This window comes from Serratia sp. YWN4, from assembly GCF_055790845.1.
In genome coordinates, this window is record NZ_CM147696.1 from 1,981,249 (window position 1) to 1,998,010 (window position 16,762).

At 50.3% G+C, this 16,762-nt stretch carries 17 protein-coding genes and 1 tRNA gene; 11 read left to right on the plus strand and 7 right to left on the minus strand.

The features are described from left to right. Nucleotides 1-82: 82 nt before the first annotated feature. Nucleotides 83-721, plus strand: a complete 639-nt coding sequence (locus tag ACX9GT_RS09275) for a YybH family protein (RefSeq protein ID WP_473190806.1) — start codon at nt 83-85, stop codon at nt 719-721. 131 nt (nt 722-852) lie between these two features. On the opposite strand, the gene ACX9GT_RS09280 is transcribed toward ACX9GT_RS09275, so the two are convergent. Next, nucleotides 853-928, minus strand: a tRNA-Asn gene (locus ACX9GT_RS09280). Nucleotides 929-1,302: 374 nt separating this feature from the next. Between ACX9GT_RS09280 and ACX9GT_RS09285 the strand changes: the two genes are divergently transcribed. Continuing rightward, on the plus strand, nt 1,303-1,716 hold the full coding sequence (locus ACX9GT_RS09285) for a hypothetical protein (RefSeq protein WP_473190807.1): 414 nt from the start codon (nt 1,303-1,305) through the stop codon (nt 1,714-1,716). Between the two features lie 218 nt (nt 1,717-1,934). Beyond that, on the plus strand, nt 1,935-3,122 hold the full coding sequence (locus tag ACX9GT_RS09290; protein ID WP_473190808.1) for a sugar transporter: 1,188 nt from the start codon (nt 1,935-1,937) through the stop codon (nt 3,120-3,122). A 72-nt stretch (nt 3,123-3,194) separates the two neighbouring features. Here the strand turns inward: ACX9GT_RS09290 and ACX9GT_RS09295 are convergent, their stop codons facing one another. From ACX9GT_RS09295 to ACX9GT_RS09320, 6 genes are all read right to left on the minus strand, one after another. Further along, the gene (locus tag ACX9GT_RS09295) at nt 3,195-3,926 is read right to left on the minus strand and encodes a fimbrial biogenesis chaperone (RefSeq protein ID WP_473190809.1); all 732 of its coding nucleotides are present in this window, start codon (nt 3,924-3,926) and stop codon (nt 3,195-3,197) included. Further along, nucleotides 3,923-5,314: a fimbrial protein gene (locus ACX9GT_RS09300; protein ID WP_473190810.1), complete on the minus strand. Its 1,392-nt coding sequence runs from the start codon at nt 5,312-5,314 to the stop codon at nt 3,923-3,925. The genes ACX9GT_RS09295 and ACX9GT_RS09300 overlap by 4 nt, the downstream gene beginning before the upstream one ends. Continuing rightward, nucleotides 5,299-7,914 carry a fimbria/pilus outer membrane usher protein gene (locus ACX9GT_RS09305; protein WP_473190811.1) on the minus strand — a complete coding sequence of 872 codons (2,616 nt, stop codon included), beginning with the start codon at nt 7,912-7,914 and terminating at the stop codon, nt 5,299-5,301. The genes ACX9GT_RS09300 and ACX9GT_RS09305 overlap by 16 nt, the downstream gene beginning before the upstream one ends. A gap of 52 nt (nt 7,915-7,966) precedes the next feature. After that, a complete protein-coding gene (locus tag ACX9GT_RS09310) occupies nt 7,967-8,707 on the minus strand; it encodes a fimbrial biogenesis chaperone (RefSeq protein WP_473190812.1) in 741 nt (246 codons plus the stop codon). A 54-nt stretch (nt 8,708-8,761) separates the two neighbouring features. Continuing rightward, entirely contained in the window at nt 8,762-9,286 is a 525-nt protein-coding gene (locus tag ACX9GT_RS09315) for a fimbrial protein (protein WP_473190813.1), read from the minus strand. A gap of 636 nt (nt 9,287-9,922) precedes the next feature. Then, nucleotides 9,923-10,858: a LysR family transcriptional regulator gene (locus tag ACX9GT_RS09320; RefSeq protein ID WP_473190814.1), complete on the minus strand. Its 936-nt coding sequence runs from the start codon at nt 10,856-10,858 to the stop codon at nt 9,923-9,925. 145 nt (nt 10,859-11,003) lie between these two features. Between ACX9GT_RS09320 and ACX9GT_RS09325 the strand changes: the two genes are divergently transcribed. The 8 genes from ACX9GT_RS09325 (at nt 11,004) to tnpB (ending at nt 16,750) form a co-directional block, all read left to right on the plus strand. Next, nucleotides 11,004-11,738 (plus strand): DsbA family protein, encoded by a 735-nt coding sequence (locus ACX9GT_RS09325; RefSeq protein ID WP_473190815.1) that lies wholly within the window; start codon nt 11,004-11,006, stop codon nt 11,736-11,738. A gap of 44 nt (nt 11,739-11,782) precedes the next feature. Further along, a complete protein-coding gene (locus ACX9GT_RS09330; protein WP_473190816.1) occupies nt 11,783-12,085 on the plus strand; it encodes a monooxygenase in 303 nt (100 codons plus the stop codon). A gap of 601 nt (nt 12,086-12,686) precedes the next feature. After that, nucleotides 12,687-13,214 carry a fimbrial protein gene (locus tag ACX9GT_RS09335; protein WP_473190817.1) on the plus strand — a complete coding sequence of 176 codons (528 nt, stop codon included), beginning with the start codon at nt 12,687-12,689 and terminating at the stop codon, nt 13,212-13,214. Nucleotides 13,215-13,482: 268 nt separating this feature from the next. Further along, a protein-coding gene (locus ACX9GT_RS09340; protein ID WP_473189156.1) for an IS3 family transposase occupies nt 13,483-14,570 on the plus strand; the annotation gives its coding sequence in 2 pieces (ribosomal slippage) (nt 13,483-13,735 and nt 13,735-14,570; 1,089 coding nt in all). 83 nt (nt 14,571-14,653) lie between these two features. Next, nucleotides 14,654-15,181: a fimbrial protein gene (locus tag ACX9GT_RS09345; protein ID WP_473190818.1), complete on the plus strand. Its 528-nt coding sequence runs from the start codon at nt 14,654-14,656 to the stop codon at nt 15,179-15,181. Nucleotides 15,182-15,247: 66 nt separating this feature from the next. Continuing rightward, nucleotides 15,248-15,979, plus strand: coding sequence for a fimbrial biogenesis chaperone (locus tag ACX9GT_RS09350; RefSeq protein ID WP_473190819.1), 732 nt, complete (start codon nt 15,248-15,250; stop codon nt 15,977-15,979). Nucleotides 15,980-16,050: 71 nt separating this feature from the next. Then, complete coding sequence (tnpA, locus tag ACX9GT_RS09355; protein ID WP_473189060.1) at nt 16,051-16,383, plus strand: IS66 family insertion sequence element accessory protein TnpA; 333 nt, start codon at nt 16,051-16,053, stop codon at nt 16,381-16,383. Continuing rightward, on the plus strand, nt 16,370-16,750 hold the full coding sequence (gene tnpB, locus ACX9GT_RS09360) for an IS66 family insertion sequence element accessory protein TnpB (RefSeq protein WP_473189059.1): 381 nt from the start codon (nt 16,370-16,372) through the stop codon (nt 16,748-16,750). Before tnpA ends, tnpB begins: the two co-directional genes overlap by 14 nt. The last annotated feature ends 12 nt before the right edge of the window (nt 16,751-16,762 follow it).

A 16,762-nucleotide genomic window follows, 5' to 3' on the forward strand; every position in this document is an offset into this window, starting at 1 on the left:
CCCCTTTGCTCAGAAAGACCGTTTTCTGCGCATTTCCATAGGTTTTCGGTGTTGCTGAAATGGGGGGCAGGTATAACATAGCGTGCTAAGTAAAATTTTACTTTTCTTGCTAACTAATTCTCAACCTGTCGAGCAAGTGATGCCAAGAGACAGGGAAAAGGTGGCTGTGCGTGAAGATTTTCTAACCGCTAATCGTTATTTTTATAATATGAACAGCATGTTACCCTGCGGTTTCTCATCAGAGTCAGGTTCTTCACCCCACCACGAGGTATGCACCATGCTTACAGTCGGCTACAAAAAAGTCATTGTTATGCTCTTGTTTACAGTCATGGGGAGTGCCCATGCCACAGACGATCTGGATACTACTCGTACTGCTTTTGGCCAAGCCATGGCAGCGCGGGATGTAGAAAGTATTGCGCAGTTTTTTGATGAAAAAGGCATTCTGGTCAAGCAAGACGGTTCCCTTGCTAAAGGACGAGCCGAGATCAAAGAAGGATTCCGCGAAATACTGGCGGACAAAAATAGGCGTGTCCGGAGCGTTCCTGATTCATCAACCACCGTGCAGAATGGCGATATTATTTTACGCAGCGGCCGCTGGCAGTTAGTCGATATTAATGGAAAGGTGCACGAAGAGTGGTTTGCCAGCGAGGTATTTCGTAAAAATGCGCAGGGTAAATGGGTTTATTTAATCGATAACCCTTATAACAAACTGCCTGATTAATTAGCCCAAAAAACACTCGCCCAAAAGGTGAATCATGGTGTCAAACGGAGATGCTGCCTCACGGCAAACGTTTTTCACGGTGCTGAAATGAAAAACGCCACGGACTGGTAAGAAATCCGTGGCGTTAAATTTGGCTCCTCTGACTGGACTCGAACCAGTGACATACGGATTAACAGTCCGCCGTTCTACCGACTGAACTACAGAGGAATCGTGTGAACGGGGCGCATCATAACGGCGAGCTATGGGTTTGTCAAAGCACTAAAGTGAGAAAAAAGTGTGTTTGCTGGCAGATTGAGCATCCTGGCTTGTTTTTCAGCACTTTTCTTGATCAAACATAGAAAAAATAGCCTACGAATCTTTTAAGGTAATGATATTTATCAATTCGATGTTATTATTCTTTATGTTCCGCATGGATTATTTTTAAGATTATTCTATGCTATTCTGGAAGGTGTTCTGTGATGATAAGGCTATTGTGACCTTTGCGGGCCTTGTCAGGGTTGTGCCTATTACTCTATGCTACGCAAAGTCATTTTTATGGCGGTAAACCACACCGTTCCTTTGTTTCCCGGAGTTTCCCAGTAATGAAAAAAACAATCGCGGTAGCCGCAGTGTGTGTGTTGTTGGCAGGGTGCCAGAATATGAATCAACGCCCAAAAGCCAACACTGCTGCCCCGGTGGCAACGCCGCGCCCGGCCGCTGTGACTCAACCGGTGGTACAGCCTGTAATTTCTGAAAGCACAGAGACATTGGTCGGTTCATGCATGAAAGAGCTGAATGCGTTGCAGCAGGTTAATCAAGCGATGTATCAGACACGCAGCATCGAATTGAACCATATTCTGTCGGAAGCCAAACTGTATATGCGGGTTCGTGACAACGTAAGCACTGATATCCATCAAATCATGGATGCCGCTTATAAATTCCGCATTTCAAAAACCTGCAATCAGATCCGAACCGACCTGACCAAAGCACTGGTTCAGCGCGTTGTTGGTTCGTAAAGCCTCTCTTTAGGGGTAGACCGTATTCAAGATTTCTTGGCATACGTGTTCTTGCAGTAGAAACGCTCTCATTTGGGAGCGTTTTTGTTTTTATCCCTGCCGTCGCCAGCGGCGATACTGTTGAAAAAAACAGCGAAATAAAATGTGATCTATATCGCATTTTTATTGCTGGTTGGCTAACATAGCGCTATTGCCTGCCCCTGCTATGGAATACCTTAATGGAAGAAATCAGTCCTTCCCGCTCAACCGCCTGGATGCGCGTGGTTGTTCTCGCCGTTTCAGCATTTATCTTTAATACTACCGAATTTATCCCGGTCGGATTATTGAGTGACATTGCCCAGAGCTTTGAGATGCAAACCGAACAGGTTGGCCTGATTATCACCATTTATGCCTGGATCGTTGCCACCGCATCGCTGATTTGCATGCTGCTGACCAGTAAGATTGAACGGCGCAAGCTGCTGATCGGAGTATTTGTCCTGTTTATTGCCAGCCATGTGCTTACCGCAGTGGCGTGGAACTTCACTACGCTGGTAATTTCCCGCGCCGGTGTGGCGCTGGCGCACTCGGTGTTCTGGTCGATCACCGCGTCGTTGGCGATCCGCGTTGCGCCTGCGGGCAAAAAAGCACAGGCGTTGAGCATGCTGGCAGGAGGCACTGCGTTGGCGATGGTGCTCGGGCTGCCGTTAGGCCGGGTGGTTGGGCAACTGCTCGGTTGGCGCATGACCTTTATCGGTATTGCCATTTGCGCCACTCTGGCGCTGGTGATGTTGTGGCGTCTGCTGCCGGTGCTGAAAAGCGAGCATTCCGGTTCGCTCTCCAGCGTACCGGTGTTGTTTAAACGCCCGGCGTTAGTCAGCCTGTTTATGCTGACCATTATTGTGGTGACGGCACATTTCACCGCTTACAGCTATATTGAACCCTTTATTCAGAACGTGGCGGCGCTGACGGCAAACTTTACCACGATGATGTTGCTGCTGTTCGGGGCGGCCGGTATTCTCGGCAGCCTGCTGTTTAGCCGCTACAGTGAACGTTTTCCCTCGGGTTTCTTTATTGGCGCGATTGGGCTGTTGGCCGTCAGCCTGTTGCTGCTGTTGCCCGCTTCGGGGAGCGAAACGGCTTTGACGCTGCTGTGCGTGGTGTGGGGCATGGCGATTATGGCGATTGGCCTCTCGATGCAGGCCAACGTATTGCGCCTGGCTCCGGATGCCACCGATGTTGCCATGTCGATCTACTCTGGCCTGTATAACTTTGGTATCGGCGCAGGTGCGCTGCTGGGTAACCAGGTCAGCCTGCATTTGGGGATGTCGAATATCGGTTTTGTCGGCGCGCCGTTGGCGCTGATCGCTCTCGGTTGGTGCGTGCTGAGTTTTTACCGCAGCGAGCGCTTACAGCAGCAGCGGGTTTGATAAGAATTGGCCCCACAGGGCCAGTTTCCTGCCTTGAAACTCTTGAACCTTGGGTTGTTCTAGATGACTTGGTTACCGCTTAAGGGATTTTTTGCCTTCAACGCCGTTACCATCATCATTGATCAAAATATAACTGATACTGTCCGGTTGCCAGTTGGCTTCGCCACTGAGCTCCAGCGTCTTGCTGGAAAAAGGGGCCAACATACCAATGTCTGCCGGGTAGGATTTACTCCCCCCCATGAGTTTGGCTGCACTGAAGGTGGCGTAATAAGGTGAGGTGTTTTCGACTTTAAGTTTCAGCACACCAGGCAGCCTGATCAGGCTGAACTGCTGCTGTTCTGTCAGCTTATCGACATTCGGCTTCAGGTTTTGCGGGCGATAAAACATCTTCAACTGTAGGCGTAATGCCACTTTCACCGCAGAAACACCAGGCGGCAAGTTGGCATCGGTGGGCGGGATCTCGTAAATATTCAGCCAGTATAACGACTCACGATCCTGCGGTTGTTTGATTTGGGTGGCCAGCAGGCGCAGGTTTTTTTTCTCCCCCGGTTCCAGCCGGAAAATCCCCGGTAGGGGTAACACCGGCACGTCTCCCGCCGTTTCCGGTGTCCCTTCTGGTGCTCCATCATCAATCCAGGTCTGCACAATCACCGGATAAGGATTGCCGTTCGACAACAGCAGCGAACGTTCGCGATCGGCCGCAGAAAACACCACCCGCGATGATTCAATAATCACGCCTGCCTGTGTCCAACTGCTGAACAACAGTGCGCCTGCAATACATAATCCGGTTAATTTTCGCATCATTGCACCTGAATAATAACCTGCGCCGTCGCGCTTACTTTGCCCGCGGTAACCGTTTTGCCTGGTAGGGCTTTTAGCGTCGCATTAAGCGTTTTAGTATAGGTAGTGACACCGCTGACGACGCTCCCTGCGGTTGCATCCGTCAATACTGGGTACCAACCTGCATTGTTGCCCCCCAGCACCGAGCCACTCAACGTACTGAGCAGATTCAATACCGTACCATTGGTACGTGAAATTTGAATGCCTACGCCAGTGGCGATGTTGGGATTGGTGCCATAACCATCGGATAAAAGATAGCTGACGCCTGAACCGGCGGTACCAAATCCAGCGGATACCGCTGCCGCTGCATTGGCGGGTTGTACCAAAATCCCCATTGCTGTCTGGTTGGCAGCCACTCCGCTGGCCAATGCCACTAGGCCAGCATTGGCAGGGGCCCCCGTCTGGCAGGCAAACTGAATTGTTATCGGCATCTGGCGTGTCACGCCGGATTTCAGTTCCGCTACCGTAATCAGCGGGAAAACAACCGTAGGGGTCACGTTAGTGACCGAACAGCTCGCCGCCCGGCGGACATAAATGCGGTTATGCAGGTTGACCGCGCCCGGCCAATAAGCGTACCAACCACCGTATATTGATAAGGAGTCTGCGCCAATGCTTAGATTGGAGGAAAGGGTTCCTCCCTTGAAAGCGATATAAGTGTTGGGTTGTGTCCAATTGACAACGCCGGTAGTGGTCGAACCTACGGAGTTACTCAGGCGAAATAGCTCTACTTTGGTATTGCTAAAGTTTTTGGCCTTGACCAGTATCCACCCCTGTGAGTCCGTATCCAGGTTGGTCAAGGGGCGCGCTTTCCAGTAACGAGAATAATATTCGCCAGTAACCAGATTAGTCGCTCTCAGGGCTACGCCATCGATAATAGTTTGATAAGACTCTGGTAAGCCATAGGCAGAGCCTACCTCTACATAGCCTGCGTAGGTTGAGTCTCCGTTGGTGGCATAGTACTCGTACAGCTTTCCAGCTTCGCTGGCGGTGCAGCGGAATAGGATTTGATCTGAACTGTATGTTTGAGCCCCAGATTGTAGGAAGTCAACGATACCGCTGGCAATCAAGGTGCCATTCGGCTGAAAGGTGCTGCTGTTGACATTGATAACGGTCTGTAAGGTACCCAAAGAACCTGCCGCATCAATGGAACCGTCCCAATTGGCTGCCGTGCCTTTGCCCGCTTCGGTATAATAAGGTGAACTCGACGTATTGTTGATGGCCGTGATTTTGTAACACTCCGCCCAACTCGGCGTTGCCAGCGTGATACCCGCCAGCGCCAGCAATGCAGCAGTAAAGGTTTTGCGCATAGTCGTTATCTCACGTTTTGCGTTGAGCGTCAGTGGCTGTTGCATGGTAACTCCAGACGATACAGTGACTGTGTCATGTCCTGACCGCGTAAATCGTAATTCAGGGTGCATTGCTCGCTGGCAGACTCGCCCCACTTCACCCGCAATGTTCCTTGCTTACCTGAGGCGCGGGCATAAATCTGGTTGCCTTGGCCGACCAAGCCGACTACGGCGTTATTACTGTCATACACGTTGCTACCTAATGGCAAATTGCCGCTTTGAGCACCAAGTAACTTGATCAGCAAGGCATAACCTTCCAGCGTTTTAAAGTGGACTTTGACTACCGAACCGGCGTAAGGCGCTATACGCTGCTGGTTCTCGGTGAGTTCGACACTCGCGTTTTCGATCCCTTTGGCATCCAGGCTGATATCGTTATAACGATAGGGCACCAGCGATGGGACAACGGCATAACCGGAGTTATTAATTTTCGCCCCCATACCGTTAATGACCTCTGCGCCTTTGACACCATCGGCTTCAACCAGGGCAAAGGTATCCCCCAGATAAGGGCCAAACGTCACACCACCGCTGTGCAAGACGGCCGCTCCACGAGCGCTGGCTCCACCTTGAGTATAATTTTTACCCTGTGAGAAGCTGCCGCCTAAGGTGGCCATCGACATCTGCTTGGTCACGTTGGTGCCAAAACTGGCCCCCGTACCGCTGGAGTCGAAAGCCCCATTAACAGTATAGCTTAGGCTCTGATCTTCCCCGAGCGTCCCGGCCAATGCGCTTTGGTAGTTAGTATTGCCGTTCTTACCGGTGGCATGGCTTATGCCTGACGACAGGATCGGCGAGCGTGAGCCTGCACCCAGCGGGATGGAAACCGAGAACATAACCATATTCTGCGTGCTGCCGTTGGCTGCATCTCCCGCTGACTGGACACCATAGCGTGTGCTGCCCGTCTGCTGACGGCTGAGCGATAGGTTATAGCTAATATTCTTATAGCTGTGCGAATAGGCCATCTGGTACTGGGTGTCACGTCCACGGTTTCCGCGGTAAGTGCTGGTGGAACCAGAAAAATAGAGCTGACCGTATTCCCCTAAACTTTGGCTAACCGTAGCGACAAACTGGTTGCTTTGCTGATAAGTGCTGGATGACCAGACGTTATTGTTTTCATACGCATTGCGTAATCCCAGAACGTCATTCAAGTCGCGATAGCCTTGGGTCGAATAGCGATACCCGGCCAGCGCCAGCGTGGTAGAGGTTGGTATAAAGGTGCGGCTGTAAGTGGTGCCCAAACGCCAACCATCAAGCGTATTGCCAAACATGTCTGCCCGTGAGTACACCGCATTAACGCCTACCGCACCAAGCTGACTGCTGAACACGGCCCCACCGAGCAATGCCTGGTAGCCGTCAGAAACACGGATACCTGAATTGGTAGTGATAGCGTTGGTTAAACCGGCCTGATAGGTCAAATCGGCAAATGTCGCATTGCTGTCACCGATGTTGCGGACCTGCCCGGCAGCGATGCTCAGGTTTGAATGCCCTGGTCGCATCGAGTCTGGGACGGCAGAAAACGGCACAGTGAAGGAGGAAATGCGGCCATCGGCTTCCTGTATTTCCACCACCAGATCGCCTTGGAAACTGGTCGGATACAGGTCATCAATGATGAACGCCCCAGGTGCGACGGTGGTCTGATAAATCTGGACCCCTGATTGGCGCACGCTGACCTTAGCCGTGGTAGAGGCCACGCCGCGAATGGTCGGCGCGTAACCCCGTTGTGATTCTGGCAGCATACGATCGTCGGTTTCAAACAAGATGCCGCGAAAACCCAGGCTGCTGAACAGGCTGCCCGAAGTGAAACTTTCACCCAGCGTCAACTGCCCCCTGATTGATGGCAGTGGGCGCTGTACGTAGGTGCGTATCGAATTCCACTGGCTGCTGTTTGTGCCTTTATCGCTGTTATAACGCGTAAAACTCGACTGTTGGCGGAATTGCCACAGGCCAAGGTTGATACCCGAGTTCAGGCCCAGATAGGTTGAGTCCGTGGTATTGCCTGATGCTTTGGTCTGATAGTAGTTGGTGTCGTAATTGGTGAACGCCACGGTTTCACCCGAAGAGAGATCGCTGGTCGGCACGGCACCGCGCGCTTCACGCTTCATCAACAGTTGTGGCACGGAAAGATCGAGACGCAGGCGTGCAAAATCAAAGCGGCTGGAGGCACCATCAACCTGTTGTTCCAGGTTCAAGCAATTGGGCACATTCTCCGCTTTGGTTTTTATTGCGCTAGGCAAGATACCCGCATCAAGCAGCATATCCTCTGACAGGCAGGCCGAAACCTGACCTTGCTCCCCAGCGGCGAACTGTAGGGGCTTTCGGGTAAAGAAATCACCGTTGACGAAGATATCAACCTGATAAGTTCCGGGTTCGATGGTGTTAGCCTGATTAAAACGGGCGATGTTCTTTTGTTCTTTGGCACTGCCCACCAACATGCTGTCATCGAATTCAAACTGGCTGTTGGTTGTGGCTGCGAAGGCTTGCGGTATCAGCAGCCCCAGCAAAAGCGCTAACGGCTTGAGCCGAGCCCCATTTATCGGTGAATTGACCAACACTGCCTTCCCTTGGCGAATATCGGAATAGCGTGGGGAAATGGTTATTTTTGTGTGCATTCCTTTAGTCCCTAAAACGCGAAATCCTGGTATTGCGAATTAATGCGGTCGATCAGTTGAGACGGCTTTCTTGGCTGGTGTGACCACCGTAGTCATTGATCAACGTAAATTTAATCTTCTGTGCACCCGCAGGGGACAGGGCACCTTTTTCTAACTTCCAGCTTGCCTGAGACTTCGGTGCTACCATCTCAGCCTTGAATGGCACTTCTTTATTGCCCACCACTGCGGCGGCTTTGATAACGGAAGCGTAATAGCCAGAGTTGTTATTGGCCGTCAGCACCCATTGTCCTGCTTGTTGTTTCAGTGAAAACTGGATTTGTTCTGCAACTTTCTCTGGGCTACCGACGATATTTTTAGGGCGATAGAAAATTTTGAGCCGGTTACGCAGCACCACCAGCATCTGGTTATCTGCATTATTGGCCATATTTTTTGGTGGGATCTGCACACTGTTCAGGTAAAACACCGATTCGCGATCCTGCGGCAAACCCTTGCCGGTAAAGACCAGGCGGACTGACTGACCGGTTTTTGGCTCAATACGGAACAGGGCGGGTACCACGACAAAAGGCCCATCAGCACTGTCAGGTGTTGAGGTGGGACTGTTGATGTCTGACCACATCTGCATCACATACGGAATACTGTCATTATTGGTGAGTTGTATCGTCTGTGATTGGGTATCCGCTGGGTAGATGATCCTGGTGTTGAGCATGACTACGCTGGCGGTCAGAGGGGCAGAAAGTAACATAAGGAATGCGGAGAACGCGCCAAGCACGATCCCTGGATATTTGATCGTCACACGAAGTATCCTCTCGGAATGCCCCTTCCACCTGAGTGGAAGGGGGAACACTTATTACTGATAAGACACTGCGTATTGCACGCTACCCAACACAGAACCTGCGGTGGCGGCGTCTTCAGCATAATAGCGCACGGCAAAGTCATGGGATGCAGAAGTTGCACCATTTGCCAGTGACAGACCATTAGCACCGGTTTGGCCGGTCAGATCCAGAGGAGTTGCTGGTGTTGCAGGGTCAACCAACTGCAGGGACACATTGGTGGCGGAACCGGTGTTGCCCATATTGCCAGTTGAAGTCAGGTTGTTGCCCACAAACACGGTTTTAATTGCGGTGGTACCTACAGAAGCTGTGCAACCGGTCAGGCTGATGGTGAACGGCGTTTGCCCTGCGGTAGCACCTTGAGTACCCAGTGTGGCAGCCGCAACCGTTGGCAGCAGGATCAGCGGCGTTGAAGTGTTGTTGATGCTAATGTCACAAGTCTGGTCAGCCACTTCACCCTGGAACTTAATAGTATTGTCAGCCAGTGCAGCGGTGGATAAAACCAGGCCAGCAGCAACGATCGCGATTTTGTTCATTTTCATGTTAAAAATTTCCCTTAGGTTAAGTCATTGGCGAATTGCTAACTTCGCCGTTTCCTGTGTTTACAGCACTATGTTTTTATTGACCTGATTTTCGGATATTTCCTGAATACAACATGTAACAAGCAACCGATTTACATCGTTTATTCGAGAGGAGTCCGATAACACTGTCTCCATGTGTCAGCCAGCCAATCTATGAAAATGCGCTAAATGCGTTTATTGATTAGCCTGCTGTTGACGAGATATATCCTACTCCAACCGGCTTTAATTGGAATCATTAACTATTAAATGATGTATTTTAAGTTTAATATTTTGCATTTAATGTTTTATTTAAGCTATTTAATGAGTAAGTATCGCACTGATTTCTGAGATAGGATATTTCACTAAGTATTTTCCTAACGTTTTAATCTGAGAAACATCTTATATCGAGTAGGGGGGAGATTGATGCAGGTCAAATATTGCATTGATGGTACGGCTGATATTGCAGGGGATGTTTTTTTAAATTTATTCTTACATTTACTAAGAAAATAACACTTTTGAACGTAACTCTCAGATCTGGGGGGATTATCCTAGTATATCTCTGTTTCCATCAAGCATTAGTGTTAAAGCCTTAACGCGTTTTCACAAGAGATACTTCGTTCAACCGCGCTTGGGCAGTTCCCATGGCTTTAGGCTCAGGGAAGGATGCGCTTGCAGAATGTTGAATGCCCAGTCCACAAAGCTTCTGACCCGTACGGACAAGTGTTTAGTGCTGGGGTAAATGATATTGAGCTGTCGGGGCGGAAAACTCCAGTTCGGCAAGACCGGGCAGAGCGCGCCTGCATGCACCAACGATTCGACGGCGAAAGGAGCCGCAGGGCAGATGCCAACGCCAGCCACACAGGCGGCAATCGAAACCTCGTTATCATCGAATAACCAATCATAGGGCCCGTCGATCTCCCGGCTCTCTTGGGCTGATTGCAGTTGCCAGATCAGTGGACGATGGTTTCGGCTACTGAACCAACTGATTTTCTGGTGTGCTAACAGTTCGTCGGGCGTGTTGATGGGGCCATTAGCCAGAAGGTAATCAGGGGCGGCGTAAAGCCCAAGATGAACATTACAGATGTGCTTCGCAATCAGGCTGGAATCTTCCAGGTGCCCACCTCGGATAGCGCAATCGATCCCTTCTTCAAAAAGATTGCTAATTCTGTCACTGCAACCAAACCGCAGTGAAATATCCGGAAATTTCGCCTTGAATTCGGGTAATCGCGGAGCGAGCAGGTAGCGAGCAATCGATGCCAGCACTTCGACCCGTACCTTGCCCTGCGGATTTTCTGCCTTGCCTTTGAGCGAACCTTCCAACTCTTCTATCTCGCTGAGAATCTCAAGGCAGCGCTCATAGTAGGCGGTTCCCTCTTCTGTCAGGCCCATCGTGCGGGTAGTACGGTGCAGGAGCCTGATACCCAGAAGGTGTTCAAGGTCGGTAATCCTCTGCGATACTCTGGCTTTGGGCAATTCCAGGGCTTCTGCTGCACGCGTGAAGCTGCCGGTTTCAACCACCCGGACGAAAGTGAGCATTGCGGTGAGTTTGTCCATTTGTTCTCAAAAGTTGAACAGCTATTTCATTTAAAGCGTATTTTTCATCAAGTTGAAACCCATTATTCTATTTTCCCTTACCTTCCTGTTGGCGTAGGGCTTATGGAATCGGCCAGTCAGACAGAGTATTTACCGGAGAAACCTAATGATGAAATGCGATCCTGATGCAGGACACTGTACCTTGAACGGGTCAGAATATGCTTCGGCGCTGGCTATTGTGCCACAGATAGAGGGAGTGACCGTCCACTATATTGGCGATCCCATGTGTTCCTGGTGCTGGGGAATTTCACCGGTTGTTAGTCAGATTGCTGATTTCTGTCAGCAGATGGGAATCAGCTTTGCCATCACGACCGGGGGATTACGTGCCGGTGGCGGAGATCCTTGGAACGAGGCCTTCAAGCATTTTTTACGCAAGGAGTGGAGCCACATTGCCCAAGTCACGGGCCAGCCGTTTGGTTTTGACCTGTTGCAGGCCAGCCACTTCGACTATGACACCGAACCGGCTTGCCGGGCGGTTGTGGTCGCCAAACAGCTAATGCGGCAAAGTAACCAGACACCGCGCGAACTATTGGCTTTCTTTGCTGCTGTTCAGCGGAAGTTCTATGTTGAAGGTGGCGATCCGAAAGAAACCGAGTTTTACCGTCAACTTTGTGCACCGAGCGGTTTGGATTTTGCGTTGTTCAGCCATGAATTTAACTCCAGCGCAGCCAAAAAAGAGGTCTATCAGGATTTTGTAAAATGCCGTCAGTGGGGGGTACGTTCTTTCCCCACCTTGCTGTTGGAGAATCATGGCGCAATGAGCCCTTTGAGCACCGGCTATGCCACAGCGGAGCCGATCATTGCGCAAATAAAAACTCAAGTGGGATCAGATATCGTTTAAAGCGGCTGGTCATGAAACCTTAATAAGTCTTAGGAGGATTACCGATGTACTACATTCTTCAAGTTGATTTTCCCTACTCAGGGCCATGGGGAGCCGCTATGCACCAAGCCATGGAGGAACTTGCCCGTTCGATTTCCGAAGAGCCCGGTTTCATCTGGAAATATTGGACAGAGAATCAGCAAGAGAATGAGGCTGGGGGGATTTATCTGTTCAGTGACGAACGTTCTGCGGCGGCGTATTTGAAAAAACACGCCAGTAGGTTAAAAGGCTTCGGCATCCCTAGCGTCAACGGCAAAATTTTTTCGGTTAACGAAGCCTTATCTCGGCTTAATCACGCCCCTTTCTGATAATGAAGGCTATTTAGTTAGCTTAACGCTTTTGGGCCACGAACTGCAGGGGAGGGGATCACCTCCCCTGATAGCAGTCAGATATCGGATAGAAAACAACCGTTCCCATCGAGCGCGCATAGAGGGTTCGTAGCGCGTTCAGATCGCCAGGGGCATAGGTCTGACCATTCTCCCACCACAAAATTAAGATAATTCTCGTAAATATCAACCTGGAATGATCATTGAGAACTATCTTATCACGATGGTTATTTTGGCATTTTTGTATTAAATTAATGAATAAAAATATAAAATTTAGATTTTAATTCTTAACATTTATCATTCAGTGGTTAATGATTCTATTGTGGTGGCTATTGTGTAGAATGGCTCTCGTCAAATCAGGCTAATCAATAAACGCATTTCGTGCATTTTCAGGGATTGGCTGGCTGGCACACAATCGGTGATGTCAGATTGTTCTTATGTGGAGGGAATTCCTCACATGAAGGTTAAAGAGCAATCTGCACATTAAGGCCGATAGAGAGAACGTACTGACGTTGCCATTGGGGAATCAGAACAGCGAGTTGTTCGTCCCTTTACCACTGAATATGAAGGTTGAATACAGAGTATGAAAATGAACAAAATTGCGATTGTTGCTGCTGGCCTGGTTTTTTCTACTGCTGCACTGGCTGATAACACCATTAAATTTCAGGGTGAAGTCGCCGACCAGACTTGTGACATCAATATCAATGGCAACGCTTCAACACCACTGATCCTGCTGCCAACGGTGGCGGCCACATCACTGGCTACATCAGGCACTACCGCTGGGCGGACGCCGTTCACCATCAGCCTGACCGGCTGTACGCTTTCTGGTAGCGCCACCGCCATCAAGACCGTATTTGTGGGTAACAACCTGACCGCTAATGGCCGTATGGGTAACACCGGTTCTGCTGGTGGTGTGTCACTGCGCTTGGTTGACCCAGCAGCGCCAACCACCCCACTGGATCTGACGGGCCAAACCGGGGCAGCGGGCCTGTCTCTGGCGGCGAGCGCCACTACTGCGTCGCATGACTTCGCGGTGGAATACTATTCTGAAGGCGGCGCGACCGCAGGTTCTGTACTGGGTAGCGTGCAGTACTCTATATCTTATCAGTAATAAAACATTCCTGTTCAAGCAGGCTGATCAATAAATGCACCTGACGCATTTCCCAAGATTGGCTGGTTGATATACCAATAACACATTGAGATTTCGCTGGTGACTGGGGGTAAATATCCCCCGGTTGAGGAGAGATCTGGCAATAAAATCAATAGAGAACGTATTAACGTTGTCGTGGGCGAATAACAGTGCTGAGTTGGTAATCCCCCCGAAAAAGCGGTGTGTTCATAAGTAGAATTTTCTCGTAATCTGAACGGAGGAGATTTCTATGAAAAAATCGCGTTTTACCGATAGCCAAATCATGGCCATCCTTAAGCAAGCCGAGGCTGGAACGCCAGTGGCTGAATTGTGTCGCGAACATGGCATGAGCAATGCCAGTTTCTACAAATGGCGTTCACGCTTTGGCGGCATGGATGTCTCCATGATGGCCCGTCTGAAAGAGCTGGAAGACGAAAACCGCCGCCTCAAAAAGATGTATGCCGAAGAGCGACTTAAAGCCGAAATTATTCAGGAAGCCATGGCAAAAAAGTGGTGAAGCCATCGTGTCGAAAGCAGATGGCTCAGAACGCTGTCAGGAGCCGAAACATCAGCATTCGCTTTGCTTGCCAGCTATTTGCTGTCAGCGAAAGTTGCTACCGCTATCAGGCTAAATTGAGTGAAGAAAATGACGCCATTGCCGACTGGCTGCTCCGTATTACGGATAGCCAACGTAACTGGGGGTTTGGCCTGTGTTTTTTATATCTGCGTAACGTAAAAGGCTTTCGTTTCAACCACAAACGGGTATATCGAATTTACTGCGAGCTGTCATTGAACATGCGGATCAAGCCCAAAAAACGCCTGAAACGGGATAAACCCGAACCACTGACCGTGCCTGCAAACAGCAATGAATGCTGGTCAATGGACTTTATGCACGATCAGTTATCAGATGGTCGTTCAGTGCGTTTACTGAATATAATTGACGATTTTAATCGTGAGGCACTGGCCATTGAGGTGGATTTTTCCCTGCCCGCAAATCGGGTCGTGAGAACGTTGGAACATCTCATTGAATGGAAAGGTAAGCCAGCAGCAATACGGTGTGATAATGGGCCGGAATATACCAGTAAGACATTACTATCATGGGCTTGTAAGCAAGGGATCCAGATTAACTTCATCCAGCCTGGTAATCCGCAGCAAAATGCCTATATCGAACGTTACAACCGAACGGTGCGCTATGATTGGTTGGGACAGCACCTGTTTTCATCGCTGGATGAATTGCAGAACTATGCCACGCAGTGGCAATGGTTTTATAATCACGAACGGCCCAATATGGCGTTGAATGGCTACACACCGATGCAGCATAGACAACGCATGGCCTGACTCTACTTATTACCTCCGTTAAATATGGGGGGATTACCAGTTGAACAGTTCGCCTATACTGAATCTGAAGGTAAATACAGAGTATGAAAATAAATAAAGTTGCACTCATGGTTGCTGGTTTGGTTTTGTCTACCGCTGCATTGGCTGATAACACCATTAAGTTCCAAGGGGAAGTCGCTGACCAGACTTGTGACATCAATATCAACGGCAGCGCATCAACGCCACTGATCCTGTTGCCAACGGTTGCGGCTACGTCACTGGTTAACTCGGGGACTACTGCTGGGCAAACGCCGTTCACCATTAGCCTGACCGGCTGTACGGCTTCTGACAGTGCTACCGCCATCAAGACCGTGTTTGTGGGTAACAACCTGACCGCCAATGGCCGCATGGGTAACACCGGCACCGCCAGCAATGTCTCCCTGCGGTTGGTTGACCCGACAGCGCCAGCTACGCCACTGGATCTGACCGGCCAAAACGGTGCAGCAGGCCTGACGCTGGCAGCAGAGGCCACTTCTGCGGCGCATGATTTTGCGGTGGAGTATTATTCTGAAGGTGGCGCGACCGCCGGTTCTGTGCTGGGTAGCGTGCAGTACTCTGTGTCTTACCAATAATAAGGCATCCCCTTTCACTGCGGTGGGAGGGGGATTTTGTCAGGGCATTGAACGAGGATGTTTCGTGTGAAAACCAAATGTTCCGGTATCGTCATTAGTGCTTTATCCCTCCTGTTCTTGTTCATTTCTGAACACGCGCTAGCCAGCGTGGTGATGCTCAACACCCGGGTTATTTATCCGTCAGGTTCACAGTCGCAAACTGTTCAACTCACTAATAATGACAACATCCCCTATGTGGTACAGATGTGGTCAGACATCAATAACCCCTCTTCAACGCCAGATAAGGCGGATGGGCCCTTTGTCGTGGTGCCCGCCCTGTTCCGTATTGAGCCGAAAACCGGTCAGTCCGTCCGTCTGGTCTTTACCGGTAAGGATTTGCCGCAGGATCGCGAATCGGTGTTTTACCTCAATAGCGTACAAATCCCGCCTAAAAATGTGGCTGGGGCAGCAGAAAACCAGATGCTAGTGGTGCTGCGTAACCGGATAAAAATCTTCTATCGTCCTAAAGGGATTACCGGTAGCCCGGAAAAAATCACTGAGCAACTGCATTTCTCACTGAAGCAACAGGCAGGGCAATGGGTGCTGACGGCGAAGAATGATTCCGGTTTCTATGCTTCTTTTATCAACGCCGCCGCCGTGGTGGGCAATAAAGAAGTGCCATTCAAGGCTGAGATGGTAGCACCGAAGTCTCAGGCAAGCTGGAAATTAGAGAAAGGCGCGGCGTCGCCCGCAGGCGCACAGAAAGTGAAATTTACTCTGGTCAATGATTATGGTGGGCACACTGTGTACTTCCGGTGAACTCGTATTTTCATAATAATTTCAGCAGGTAAGATCGGCACCATCCTCCACTGACACAAGGGTGTTTACCGATGCAAAAACAACGATGGTTCATTGACCAGAAAAAACAACACGTCGCCAGTTGGCGCGCCAGCGGCCTTACCCGCCGGCAGTATTGTGAGCTCAACGATATTCCTTTTACCTCCTTTCGTGAATGGCCCCAAGATGTCGCAAAAGCTCAACGACGTGCAAGCAAACCTACTGTTTTGCCCGTTCATATCGTCCAATCCGCTCCACCTTCTGAACCCTTTTCATCTGTGGCGAATGAACCCGTTACGCTATTCCTGCCCGGCGGAATACGGATGTGCTGCCATCCTTCACAACTGACCGATGTCTTCAAGGCGCTCAAGCATGCTGACGCCTGAAAATGTCTTTCTCGCCGTGAAACCCGTTGATATGCGGCGCGGGATCGACACGCTTACGCAGTACGTGCAAGATGAACTGCAGGCGTCCTGGCACGAAGGTGCCGCCTTCGTCTTCACCAACAAGGCTCGCTCCCGCATTAAGGTGCTGCGCTGGGATAAGCACGGCGTCTGGTTGTGCGTTCGTCGTCTGCACAAAGGAAACTTCCGCTGGCCCCGGGCAAATGAGGTTGCCTGGTCACTCACGCCCGATGAGTTCAACTGGCTCGTCAGTGGTGTTGACTGGCAGCAGGTGAGAGGCCACGACCTCGAAAAATGGGTCTTCCGTGGCGAGTCTGAATATGGCTCGCAGAACATGATAACCTCATGAAGAATAATGATT

What these genes read in the sequence shown, in the direction of transcription:
- ACX9GT_RS09285 (WP_473190807.1), top strand. Translation starts at nt 1,303, where the DNA reads ATGAAAAAAACAATCGCGGTAGCCGCAGTGTGTGTGTTGTTGGCAGGG.
- ACX9GT_RS09290 (WP_473190808.1), top strand. Translation starts at nt 1,935, where the DNA reads ATGGAAGAAATCAGTCCTTCCCGCTCAACCGCCTGGATGCGCGTGGTT.
- ACX9GT_RS09295 (WP_473190809.1), bottom strand. Translation starts at nt 3,926, where the DNA reads ATGATGCGAAAATTAACCGGATTATGTATTGCAGGCGCACTGTTGTTC.
- ACX9GT_RS09300 (WP_473190810.1), bottom strand. Translation starts at nt 5,314, where the DNA reads ATGCAACAGCCACTGACGCTCAACGCAAAACGTGAGATAACGACTATG.
- ACX9GT_RS09305 (WP_473190811.1), bottom strand. Translation starts at nt 7,914, where the DNA reads ATGCACACAAAAATAACCATTTCCCCACGCTATTCCGATATTCGCCAA.
- ACX9GT_RS09315 (WP_473190813.1), bottom strand. Translation starts at nt 9,286, where the DNA reads ATGAAAATGAACAAAATCGCGATCGTTGCTGCTGGCCTGGTTTTATCC.
- ACX9GT_RS09320 (WP_473190814.1), bottom strand. Translation starts at nt 10,858, where the DNA reads ATGGACAAACTCACCGCAATGCTCACTTTCGTCCGGGTGGTTGAAACC.
- ACX9GT_RS09325 (WP_473190815.1), top strand. Translation starts at nt 11,004, where the DNA reads ATGATGAAATGCGATCCTGATGCAGGACACTGTACCTTGAACGGGTCA.
- ACX9GT_RS09330 (WP_473190816.1), top strand. Translation starts at nt 11,783, where the DNA reads ATGTACTACATTCTTCAAGTTGATTTTCCCTACTCAGGGCCATGGGGA.
- ACX9GT_RS09335 (WP_473190817.1), top strand. Translation starts at nt 12,687, where the DNA reads ATGAAAATGAACAAAATTGCGATTGTTGCTGCTGGCCTGGTTTTTTCT.
- ACX9GT_RS09345 (WP_473190818.1), top strand. Translation starts at nt 14,654, where the DNA reads ATGAAAATAAATAAAGTTGCACTCATGGTTGCTGGTTTGGTTTTGTCT.
- tnpA (WP_473189060.1), top strand. Translation starts at nt 16,051, where the DNA reads ATGCAAAAACAACGATGGTTCATTGACCAGAAAAAACAACACGTCGCC.
- tnpB (WP_473189059.1), top strand. Translation starts at nt 16,370, where the DNA reads ATGCTGACGCCTGAAAATGTCTTTCTCGCCGTGAAACCCGTTGATATG.